The organism is Bacteroides sp. LFL-34, from assembly GCF_027257075.1.
Classification (GTDB): Bacteria; Bacteroidota; Bacteroidia; order Bacteroidales; family Bacteroidaceae; genus Bacteroides; species Bacteroides ovatus.
The window spans coordinates 1-9,883 of sequence record NZ_JAPQKZ010000095.1; the positions used below are offsets into that span (position 1 = coordinate 1).

The window sequence follows — 9,883 nt, forward strand, 5'->3', positions numbered from 1 at the left end:
AACGAAAAACTTTATACCTAAAGATACGAAAACTTTGGGTAATAACAAAGCCCGGGCTTGAGAAAGTCTGGGCTTTGCGCATAAAAAAAGGCTGTGTCAGCGTTTTGACACAACCTCATGGCGATGAGTATTTTTTCTCATCGTAGTGAGAATAGTCTCTTGTCAGAGTATGCTGTAGCGGCGTTTGTACTTCTCTGATAATGGTTGACTATCTTTATTTGTAATAACCTGATAATATTGGCTACTATCGTTTGCCATAATTAATATACAATCAATTCAAAGTCTGTGTAGATAGGAAGATGGTCACTGATGCCTCCTTGATATTTCATTCCCTTATAAGTGCGGAAAGGTTCTTTGTCACCATATTTTTCGTCGTCTTTCAGTAAAAAAGGGAGAAGGCATACATTTGCTTTTTCTTCGCTAGTGAAAAAGTGATTTGATTGATTTAATAGCGTGCCTGATACAATCAAGTGGTCGAGTAATCCCCATTCACCACGAAATTTGTAAGAACCGAAGTTTTTTGATTTTGCTTTTCGGGCAAGTAGATGATATAGTTTTAGTGAGGAGGGGGTAACTGTTGAGGCGTTGGCGGAGTCGGTTGTTGAAGCTAGGTCATTGGTTTTAACAGGAGGCGCTTCGGCTTTCAGTATTTTCAGAATGGACTGATTCGTCGGGTAATCGTTGAAATCCCCCATGATAATGGCTTGCGGATGAGAACGAATATTCATAATGCTATCGACTTCCGTACGCAGTATGTGAGCTACATATAAACGATAAGGTTCCGATTCTTTGGCTCCACCCGAACGGCTGGGGAAGTGGCAGACAAATACGTCGAGTGTATCTCCCGCCAGTAGAAGCCCGCTGACGTGTAGCAAATCTCTTGTCGGACGGTGCTGCTTAAACGGAGGAATGGAGATGGAACGGGAAGATAATAGTTTGAATAGATCCCGTTGATAAAGCAAGGCTACGTCAATTCCTCTTAAATCAGGGGAGTTGGTCATTACATAACGATAGCTGAGCTCTTTTAAAGGAGAATGACGGGTAAGGTCACGAAGCACTGTATCATTTTCTACTTCACATAATCCAACTAATGCGGGAGGATTCCATTCGCCAATAGCAGTAATTACACGGGCAACATCAGCCAGTTTTTTCTTATATCTGCTATAATTCCAATGACGTATCGCATCGGGAAGATATTCATGATCGTTCTTCAGACTGTCGTGGTGTGTGTCGAACAGGTTTTCTATGTTCCAACTTACAACACGGAAAGAGATTCTTTCTTGTTGAGAGGAGGCTTGTCTGCTGTGAACCTCTTGTGCAATGATATTGGAAGGAGCGAGGAAACTTACACCTGATAAAATCATAGTAAAAAAGAGTACGATAACAGCTATTCTTTTTTGACTGTTACCATACTCTTCTTTATGTTGACTTATTTGCCCGCTACTTCTTGGCAGGTACATGTGCCAGGATGTCCAACAGGTGTTTCCAGAACTTTTCTACAGTAGGAATAAGCATTCGTTCGTCAGGAGAATGAACACCTGTCAGTGTCGGTCCGAAAGAGATCATATCCAGCGTTGGATATTTATCAAGGAACAGACCACATTCCAATCCTGCATGGATGGCTTTAACTTTCGCATCTACACCAAATAGACGCTTGTAAGATTCAACTGCCACTTCGAGGATAGCCGAGTGCGGATTCGGTTTCCATCCCGGATAACCTTCACCGAACGTAACATTAGCTCCTGCCAGTTGGAATACGGCCCTAACCGTGTTCGCCATATCGTTGCGTGCGGATAGTATCGAGCTTCGCTGACTGGTTTCAATACGGATGATATGATTCGGTTTCATCTTGACAGATGCCAGATTGGTAGACGTTTCCACCAGTCCGGGAATATCCTGGCTCATAGCATATACACCGTGAGGAGCTGCATACAGAGCTTTTAATAAGCGGGTAGTGGTATCCTGGTCGATAGCTATCTTACGGGGAGCTTCCGATTCGAGTACCAACTTTAAGTCAGGTTCTACAACAGATAATTCGTCTTCCATTTCGCTGGTGAAAATATTCAGTTCGGTGCGGACATCATGCTTGGCATCTTCGGGAACTGCACAAATTGCATAAGCCTCGCGGGGAATAGCGTTACGCAGATTACCTCCGTTGATTTCACAAAGGTACAGATCATGTCTGCCAGCCATGCGTGAAAGAAAACGGTTCAGTATTTTGTTGGCATTGCCCCGTCCCAAATGAATGTCACCACCGGAGTGACCGCCTTTCAAACCTTTCACTTCCACCTTGAAGAAGAAATATCCGGCGGGAACTTCTACCTCTTTATACGTAAATTCTGCAACGGAGTCAATACCTCCGGCACATCCGATAAAGATTTCTCCTTCATCTTCCGAATCAAGGTTCAGAAGGATGTCACCGCTCATAAAACCTTCTTGTAGGGCAAAAGCTCCGGTAAGCCCCGTTTCTTCGTCTACAGTAAACAGACATTCCAACGGACCATGTTCAATGCTGTCGTCAGCCAGGATAGCCAGCTCGGTAGCTACACCGATACCGTTGTCGGCTCCGAGGGTTGTGCCTTTGGCTTTCAGCCATTCACCGTCAATTTCAGTTTCGATGGGATCGGTGAGGAAGTCATGTTGAACATCGTTATTCTTTTCGCACACCATGTCGATATGCGATTGCAGAACGACGGTTTGAAGATTTTCTTTTCCCGGAGTAGCGGGCTTTTTAATCAATACATTACCGGCTTCGTCCACCTTGGTTTCGAGATTATGTTTTGCTCCGAATGCCTTCAGGTAGGCAATCATTTTCTCTTCCTTCTTCGAAGGGCGTGGCACTTGGCAGATTTCTTCGAAATACTTGAATACGCCAGCCGGCTTTAAGTCTTTTTTTTCCATGCTGTTTCTATTTTATAATAGGAATAGAAGGGTTGTTTTCGCTTCTTCTATTGCTAAATATGGTTAATTTGATTGACTTATCTGAACTCATATCTCATTAAAGCCTATCTTTGCACTCACAAAATTAATAGAAATGGTTGAGACTATACTGATAACTTTGTTAATAGTTGCTATTTCCCTGGTATTATTAGGGGTGAAAGTATTCTTTACGAAGGGTGGGAAGTTCCCGAATGGTCACGTGAGTGGGAATAAAGCGTTGCGTCAGAAAGGAATCGGATGCGCACAGTCGCAAGATCGCGAAGCACAAAAGAAGCCGCGTTTTTCTATTAACGAGTTGGAAAAAGCCTTGAACGATAGTATGAATTAAATTTATTAAAAACAATACTTATTAATTATGAATAGAATGAACTACCTCATGAACGGTTTGGCTGCTCTTGCGTTTATCGTTTTATTTTCACAATGTGCTGGCAAAACTGACAATCAAACTACCAATGCTCCGGCTCAGGCTAATGCCGAACTGTCAGGAATGAAAATTGCCTATGTTGAAATAGATACGCTGCTTGCCAAATACAATTTCTGTATTGACTTGAATGAGGCGATGGTAAAGAAGAGCGAAAACGTTCGTATGACATTGAATCAGAAGGCTACCTCTTTGAACAAGGAAAAGCAAGATTTTCAGAAGAAAGTTGAAAACAATGCTTTCCTGTCACAAGATAGAGCGCAGCAAGAGTACAACCGTCTGGTGAAGTTGGAACAAGATTTGCAAGAGTTGAGCAACAAACTTCAGAATGGTTTGATGGAAGAGAACAACAAGAATAGCTTGCAGTTCCGCGATTCTATCAACGCTTTCCTGAAAGAATATAATAAGACTCACGGATATAGCCTGATCTTCAGCAACACTGGTTTCGATAACCTGCTTTATGCTGACAGCACTTTCAATATTACAAAAGAAATTGTTGACGGGTTGAATGCAAGATATTCACCAGTGAAGAAATAAATGATATAAAACTGTTCCGTTCTTTATAAAAGGACGGAACATTATCGAATTAAAAAAAGTGATGCCTGTTCAAGACTGAAAAGCTATGAACGGGCTTTTTTTATGACCTTTCTTTTTCTTCTTCCTGTGGAATACGGAAAGCGGTGTAAAGTTCGAGGATGGCAGCAACTGTGAGGCAGGCAATCCATTCATTGCCTCGTGTGGTAAACATAAAGGCTCCGGTCAGGATAAGTGCCAGTGCGCCGAATATCTGCTGAATACGCAGGCGTTTCAATGTTTTGCTCTTTCCTTTGACGGGTGTGTTCACTTGTGCCAATGCGATACATCCGGCTCCAACAGTATATATGTAAGGAGCGTATATCCATCCGGTAATAAACACAGCTGCTCCGGTGAGAGCCATTATGGCGCCTGCGGTGAAAAGGGCGGGTACTAATTGTTTCATTCTTTAATCTTCAAAAACGTAAATATCTTCGTTGGGTTTCTTCATCAGATACTTTTCACGGGCGATCTGTTCGATGGCGTCCGGATTGGTACTTATTTCGTTGAGACGTTTGGTGTTCTCTTCGTAATCTGCCCGGTACTTTTCTATCTCTTCTTTCAACTGGCTGATTTCCCGTTCATATCCGAAACGACGAACCAGGCTGTTCTCGTCCAGAAAGCCAATGATAACAGCAAATGCAACGACCGTAATGAGGTACTTGCGTCTGCATATGAAACTCCAGATACTGATTAGTTTACCCATAATTTCTCCTTTTAATATCTGCAAAGATAAAACTAATAACTTAAAAACTTATCGCTTCGGCTTCAAAACTTCTCTCTTTATCCCTTATTACTTATCACTTTTTTTGTGTACATTTGCAGAATAAGCGAAATTTCAAAAACAGAGAGAATCCCGGATATGGAAAACTATATTGTTTCAGCCCGTAAATACCGTCCGTCCACGTTCGAATCGGTGGTGGGACAGCGGGCGTTGACTACTACGCTGAAAAATGCAATTGCTACCCAAAAACTGGCTCATGCTTATTTGTTTTGCGGACCGCGCGGGGTAGGAAAAACGACTTGCGCGCGTATCTTTGCCAAAACCATTAATTGTATGACGCCTACCGCTGACGGAGAGGCTTGCAATCAGTGTGAGTCATGTGTAGCTTTCAACGAACAGCGGTCATATAATATTCACGAACTCGATGCTGCTTCTAATAATTCGGTGGATGACATTCGCCAGTTGGTGGAGCAAGTGCGTATCCCGCCACAGATTGGTAAGTATAAGGTATATATCATCGACGAGGTGCACATGCTCTCGGCATCTGCTTTCAATGCGTTCCTGAAAACGCTGGAAGAACCTCCCCGTCATGCGATTTTTATTCTGGCTACGACGGAGAAGCATAAGATTCTTCCTACCATTCTTTCACGTTGTCAGATTTATGACTTTAACCGGATAAGCGTGGAAGATACGGTGAATCATCTGTCGTATGTTGCTTCGAAAGAAGGAATCACGGCAGAGCCGGAAGCGCTGAACGTGATAGCCATGAAGGCGGACGGTGGTATGCGTGATGCATTGTCTATCTTCGATCAGGTGGTTAGTTTCACCGGAGGAAATATCACCTATAAGAGTGTGATTGATAATCTGAACGTACTTGATTATGAATATTATTTCCGTCTGACGGATTGCTTCCTCGAAAACAAGGTGAGCGACGCATTGTTGCTTTTCAATGATATATTGAATAAAGGTTTTGACGGAAGTCACTTTATTACCGGATTGTCGTCTCATTTCCGTGACTTGTTGGTCGGGAAAGACCCGGTGACATTGCCTTTACTGGAAGTGGGAGCGAGCATACGCCAACGTTATCAGGAACAGGCGCAGAAATGTCCGTTACCTTTCTTGTACCGGGCTATGAAGCTGTGTAATGAGTGCGATTTGAATTACCGCATCAGCAAAAATAAGCGTTTGCTGGTAGAACTGACCTTGATACAGGTTGCACAGCTTACCACCGAGGGGGATGACGTGAGTGGTGGGCGTGGCCCTAAGAAGACTATAAAACCCGTATTCACTCAGCCTGCCGCAGCACAGCAGCCGCAGGTAGCTTCTGGCACTCAGGTTCAGCAGGCTCCAGTTCATTCGTCTCCGTCTTCAGTTACAACACAGGCTGCTAATGGCACTACTGCCCAGCATCCGCAGGCTTCTGCGGCTGTGCAACCGGGAGCACCGGCTTCTCCTGGTGCGGCTTCGTCTGCTCCGTCACAAGGAGCGGGAGTTGCTCAGACTGCCAAGGAAGAACGAAAAATTCCCGTGATGAAGATGTCCAGCTTGGGGGTATCTATCAAGAATCCGCAGCGTGACCAAGTATCGCAGAATGCGGCTACAACTTATGTTCCTAAGGTGCAACAACCGGAAGAGGATTTTATGTTCAATGACCGGGATTTGAATTATTATTGGCAGGAGTATGCCGGCCAGTTGCCGAAAGAACAGGATGCTCTTGCAAAACGTATGCAGATGCTCCGTCCGGCGTTGCTTAACAACTCAACTACTTTTGAAGTGGTGGTTGATAATGAGTTTGCTGCAAAGGATTTTACAGCTTTGATTCCCGAATTGCAGGATTATCTTCGCGGCAGACTGAAGAACAGTAAAGTGATGATGACAGTGCGGGTAAGTGAGGCAACAGAAACAGTACGTCCTGTGGGACGTGTCGAGAAATTCCAGATGATGGCTCAAAAGAATCAGGCATTGATGCAACTGAAAGATGAGTTCGGGCTGGAATTATATTAATGTACTTACTTCTATCAGATTACCATCCGGATCTCTGAAATAAATACTCCGGATGGCACCCTGCGCGCCTTGACGCTGGACTATACCGACTTCTATTTCTATTCCTTTGGATTCTACTTCGACTTTTATTTCCTCTATGTTTCCTTCTGTAAGTAAACAGATGTCCGCACTTCCGAAAGCAGGATGCTTGGCAGTAGGAAGGAACTGTGCTTTTCCTACGTGAAGATTGATTTTCTGATTACCGAACTTGACGGCAAAGCGTTGGTTGCTTGTATCGGCTTCCATTCCCAGGACTTCTGTGTAGAAATGTAGGCTTTTATCTATATCGGACACCGGTATGACGATATGGTCGATATTCTTGATTTTCATATCAATGTAGGCGTTGATTCATGCGGTCTTCATATCCGTCTGAAGGTTTTCTTCCCGGCATGACAATCCACAAGATAATATATATAATCACTCCGGCGAAAGCAGTGAAGAATGTAGCCAATATATATACTATTCTCAATAAAGTAGCATCCCATCCGAAATATTCGGCTATTCCGGCACATACACCTGCAATCATTCGATTGGAAGAGCGGGTTAATTTCTTTTCATTTTCCATGATATACTATTTTCTTTTAATGCAAATGCTACACAAATATAGAGAATATATTTGGTTTATGGGTTAAACGGAAAGATTTATGTATTATTTGTTAGCATTTTAACTTACTTAATTGGGGGTCAACAATAGACCAACAACAAGGAATATTAGGTAGGATTTAGCATGATTTGCTCTCTAAGATGCCTATTTCCTGAAAGCAGAAAACCCTCATAAGTATTTAACTTACAAGGGTTTTTGTTGGGTGGAAGACCGGACTCGAACCGGCGACATTCAGAACCACAATCTGACGCTCTAACCAACTGAACTACATCCACCATGTTTGCGTTTCTCTAACGCGGTGCAAAGATAGATATTATCTTCTAATTTCCAAAAGATTCTGCTATTTTTTTTCGAAAAAAGTATATTCTTTTATTCCCCGATTGTGCTTGCTGAAAAGGGTTCGCGCATCATTTACAAAGATTTTCAGAGAGTTACGTGCTTGTAAAGGAATTGAATCAATCGGCAAATTGACTGGGAGCAATTGATGATTTTTTTTTCCTGATTGAATGGGACGGGCTGTCCATACCAAACTATAATCACAATTATTGAGGCGGACAGTGCTGTCTTTTACTAATTCCATTCTTACCATCAGTCCTCCGTTAGTGCGGCGGGCGGACATATTGGAAATATAATTTCCCAGCGAATAGACTACGAGATGTTTGTCATTCGTCAGGCTGTCTGTGCGAACTTCGATGGGCTGAACTACGTGAGGATGGGAGCCGATGATATGGTTTACTCCTTTTTCAATCAGCCAGTCGGCGAGGAATTTTTGCTCTTTGTCCGGGAGTGACTGGTATTCGATTCCCCAATGCATACAAGCTATGATGGCATCCGGCTTCATTGCTTTACTCTCTTCAATATCTTTGGCGATGATGGCTGTATCGATATAGTTCACGATATTAGGAGGGGTAACGGGGATGCCGTTTGTTCCATACGTGTAGTTGAGCAGGGCGATGCGGAATCCGTTCTTTTCTAATAAAAGAGGATATTTCTTTTCGCGTTCATCAGCGTTGATATACGTGCCTGCGTGTGGAACCTTTAAAGAGTCTATTAATTGAATGGTTCTCTCCAGTCCGGATTTACCACGATCGAGACTGTGGTTGTTGGCAGTCACTAAAACATTGAAACCTGCATCGTGAATTGCGGTCAGAAATTCGTCCGGCGCGCTGAAAGCAGGATAACCTTTGTAAGGTTTGCCTCCTAATGTCACTTCCAGGTTGGCGATGGAGAGGTCGGCTTTCTTTATTTCTTCTTTGACATACGCAAAGCATGTGGAGTAATCATAGCCGGTTGATGTTCGTGCAGCGTTGATTTGTCCCTGATGTTGCATGAGGTCACCTACGAAAAGGAGGCGTAGGGTGTCGGTGGGGAAGATGCTGTCGGAAAGGCTGTCCGACAGGGTGTCAATGATAGAATCTCTCTTTGCCTGCGACCGGGAGGTGCAGGACAAAGAGAGAAGCAAAATCATCAGAAACAGGGTATGTCTCATTGATAAATAGCTTTCTTACCAGCTAAGAGTGTATTTTTCATTAACGATACAATCGTCATTGGTCCAACACCGCCCGGTACGGGAGTGATGAATGAGCATTTCGGTGCAACTTCGTCAAACTTCACGTCGCCGGTCAGTTTAAAACCTGATTTCTTGGTTGCATCCGGCACACGGGTAGTACCTACGTCAATAACTACCGCGCCTTCTTTCACCATTTCGGCTTTTACAAAGTTCGGTTGTCCCAAAGCAGCGATAATAATATCAGCTTCCTGACATTCTTTTACCAGGTCTCTGCTACGGCTGTGGCATACGGTTACTGTGGCATCGCCCGGATAGGCTTTCTGCATCATCAGGGCAGCCATCGGTTTGCCGACAATATTGCTGCGTCCGAGTACGACGCACTTTTTTCCGGAAGTTTCTATGTTATAACGTTTCAACAATTCGAGGATGCCGTTGGGAGTAGCGGATACATAACACGGAAGCCCGATGGACATACGGCCTACGTTGATCGGATGGAAACCGTCTACGTCTTTACGGTAATCAATTGTTTCGATTACTTTCTGTTCGGAGATATGCTTGGGTAAGGGAAGTTGTACGATAAAGCCGTCCACGTCGTTGTCTTCGTTTAGTTCACGTACTTTGGCAAGCAGTTCTTCTTCGGTCACGTCACTTTCATAACGGATGAGGGAAGACTTGAATCCACATACTTCACAGGCTTTTACTTTGGCAGCTACATAAGTCTCGCTACCACCATCGTGTCCTACAAGAATAGCGGCCAGGTGCGGGCGTTTTTCGCCATGAGCCACCATTTCGGCTACTTCGGCTGCAATCTCTTGTTTTACTTGTTCGGAAATTGCTTTTCCGTCTATCAGAGTCATATTTTCAGAGTATTTATTGGTGATGGACAAAAGTAAAATAAATAACTGAACTCTCCAAAGGGATTGGAATTTTTGTCAAGAGATGGGGGGATAAAAAAGAGGTTGTGTCAAAACGTTGGCACAACCTCTTTTATATTTTACAGTTCTGCTATATTTTCTTTTGGCTATGCTGCTTTTTCCTCATGCATTTGGCAACAAGTTGCTATATTCC

The 9,883-nt window shown here is 43.5% G+C and carries 11 protein-coding genes and 1 tRNA gene; 3 read left to right on the forward strand and 9 right to left on the reverse strand.

All coding sequences use genetic code 11. The annotated features are described in order from the left end of the window. Positions 1 to 260 precede the first annotated feature (260 nt). Both N5O98_RS26445 and N5O98_RS26450 read right to left on the reverse strand, forming a co-directional pair. Positions 261 to 1,460 carry an endonuclease/exonuclease/phosphatase family protein gene (locus N5O98_RS26445; protein ID WP_182423481.1) on the reverse strand — a complete coding sequence of 400 codons (1,200 nt, stop codon included), beginning with the start codon at positions 1,458 to 1,460 and terminating at the stop codon, positions 261 to 263. Beyond that, positions 1,441 to 2,901, reverse strand: coding sequence for an aminoacyl-histidine dipeptidase (locus N5O98_RS26450; RefSeq protein ID WP_004300806.1), 1,461 nt, complete (start codon positions 2,899 to 2,901; stop codon positions 1,441 to 1,443). Before N5O98_RS26450 ends, N5O98_RS26445 begins: the two co-directional genes overlap by 20 nt. 133 nt (positions 2,902 to 3,034) lie before the next feature. Here N5O98_RS26450 and N5O98_RS26455 point away from each other — a divergent pair, with 133 nt between their 5' ends. After that, on the forward strand, positions 3,035 to 3,268 hold the full coding sequence (locus tag N5O98_RS26455) for a hypothetical protein (protein WP_004300805.1): 234 nt from the start codon (positions 3,035 to 3,037) through the stop codon (positions 3,266 to 3,268). 27 nt (positions 3,269 to 3,295) lie between these two features. Next, positions 3,296 to 3,898 (forward strand): OmpH family outer membrane protein, encoded by a 603-nt coding sequence (locus N5O98_RS26460; protein ID WP_004300804.1) that lies wholly within the window; start codon positions 3,296 to 3,298, stop codon positions 3,896 to 3,898. Between the two features lie 100 nt (positions 3,899 to 3,998). Here the strand turns inward: N5O98_RS26460 and N5O98_RS26465 are convergent, their stop codons facing one another. Beyond that, complete coding sequence (locus N5O98_RS26465) at positions 3,999 to 4,340, reverse strand: hypothetical protein (protein ID WP_008774759.1); 342 nt, start codon at positions 4,338 to 4,340, stop codon at positions 3,999 to 4,001. Between the two features lie 3 nt (positions 4,341 to 4,343). Further along, positions 4,344 to 4,640 carry an FtsB family cell division protein gene (locus N5O98_RS26470; RefSeq protein ID WP_004300802.1) on the reverse strand — a complete coding sequence of 99 codons (297 nt, stop codon included), beginning with the start codon at positions 4,638 to 4,640 and terminating at the stop codon, positions 4,344 to 4,346. Positions 4,641 to 4,796: 156 nt separating this feature from the next. On the opposite strand from N5O98_RS26470, the gene N5O98_RS26475 reads away from it, so the two are divergent. Further along, positions 4,797 to 6,662: a DNA polymerase III subunit gamma/tau gene (locus tag N5O98_RS26475; protein WP_004311380.1), complete on the forward strand. Its 1,866-nt coding sequence runs from the start codon at positions 4,797 to 4,799 to the stop codon at positions 6,660 to 6,662. Here N5O98_RS26475 and N5O98_RS26480 read toward each other — a convergent pair. From N5O98_RS26480 to folD, 5 genes are all read right to left on the reverse strand, one after another. After that, positions 6,654 to 7,031: a VOC family protein gene (locus N5O98_RS26480; protein WP_004311379.1), complete on the reverse strand. Its 378-nt coding sequence runs from the start codon at positions 7,029 to 7,031 to the stop codon at positions 6,654 to 6,656. The two genes, N5O98_RS26475 and N5O98_RS26480, sit on opposite strands and share 9 nt — an antisense overlap. A 1-nt stretch (position 7,032) precedes the next feature. After that, complete coding sequence (locus N5O98_RS26485) at positions 7,033 to 7,266, reverse strand: PspC domain-containing protein (protein ID WP_004300799.1); 234 nt, start codon at positions 7,264 to 7,266, stop codon at positions 7,033 to 7,035. 239 nt (positions 7,267 to 7,505) lie between these two features. Beyond that, positions 7,506 to 7,581 (reverse strand) — tRNA-His (locus tag N5O98_RS26490). A 64-nt stretch (positions 7,582 to 7,645) separates the two neighbouring features. After that, positions 7,646 to 8,794 (reverse strand): CapA family protein, encoded by a 1,149-nt coding sequence (locus N5O98_RS26495; RefSeq protein WP_022199393.1) that lies wholly within the window; start codon positions 8,792 to 8,794, stop codon positions 7,646 to 7,648. Continuing rightward, complete coding sequence (gene folD / locus N5O98_RS26500; RefSeq protein ID WP_004304330.1) at positions 8,791 to 9,672, reverse strand: bifunctional methylenetetrahydrofolate dehydrogenase/methenyltetrahydrofolate cyclohydrolase FolD; 882 nt, start codon at positions 9,670 to 9,672, stop codon at positions 8,791 to 8,793. Before folD ends, N5O98_RS26495 begins: the two co-directional genes overlap by 4 nt. Positions 9,673 to 9,883: the final 211 nt, after the last annotated feature.

Excerpts from the sequence above, each read along its gene's own strand:
- N5O98_RS26480 (WP_004311379.1), bottom strand. The coding sequence starts at position 7,031 with ATGAAAATCAAGAATATCGACCATATCGTCATACCGGTGTCCGATATA.
- N5O98_RS26445 (WP_182423481.1), bottom strand. The coding sequence starts at position 1,460 with ATGTACCTGCCAAGAAGTAGCGGGCAAATAAGTCAACATAAAGAAGAG.
- N5O98_RS26455 (WP_004300805.1), top strand. The coding sequence starts at position 3,035 with ATGGTTGAGACTATACTGATAACTTTGTTAATAGTTGCTATTTCCCTG.
- N5O98_RS26470 (WP_004300802.1), bottom strand. The coding sequence starts at position 4,640 with ATGGGTAAACTAATCAGTATCTGGAGTTTCATATGCAGACGCAAGTAC.
- N5O98_RS26495 (WP_022199393.1), bottom strand. The coding sequence starts at position 8,794 with ATGAGACATACCCTGTTTCTGATGATTTTGCTTCTCTCTTTGTCCTGC.
- N5O98_RS26465 (WP_008774759.1), bottom strand. The coding sequence starts at position 4,340 with ATGAAACAATTAGTACCCGCCCTTTTCACCGCAGGCGCCATAATGGCT.
- N5O98_RS26450 (WP_004300806.1), bottom strand. The coding sequence starts at position 2,901 with ATGGAAAAAAAAGACTTAAAGCCGGCTGGCGTATTCAAGTATTTCGAA.
- N5O98_RS26475 (WP_004311380.1), top strand. The coding sequence starts at position 4,797 with ATGGAAAACTATATTGTTTCAGCCCGTAAATACCGTCCGTCCACGTTC.
- folD (WP_004304330.1), bottom strand. The coding sequence starts at position 9,672 with ATGACTCTGATAGACGGAAAAGCAATTTCCGAACAAGTAAAACAAGAG.
- N5O98_RS26485 (WP_004300799.1), bottom strand. The coding sequence starts at position 7,266 with ATGGAAAATGAAAAGAAATTAACCCGCTCTTCCAATCGAATGATTGCA.
- N5O98_RS26460 (WP_004300804.1), top strand. The coding sequence starts at position 3,296 with ATGAATAGAATGAACTACCTCATGAACGGTTTGGCTGCTCTTGCGTTT.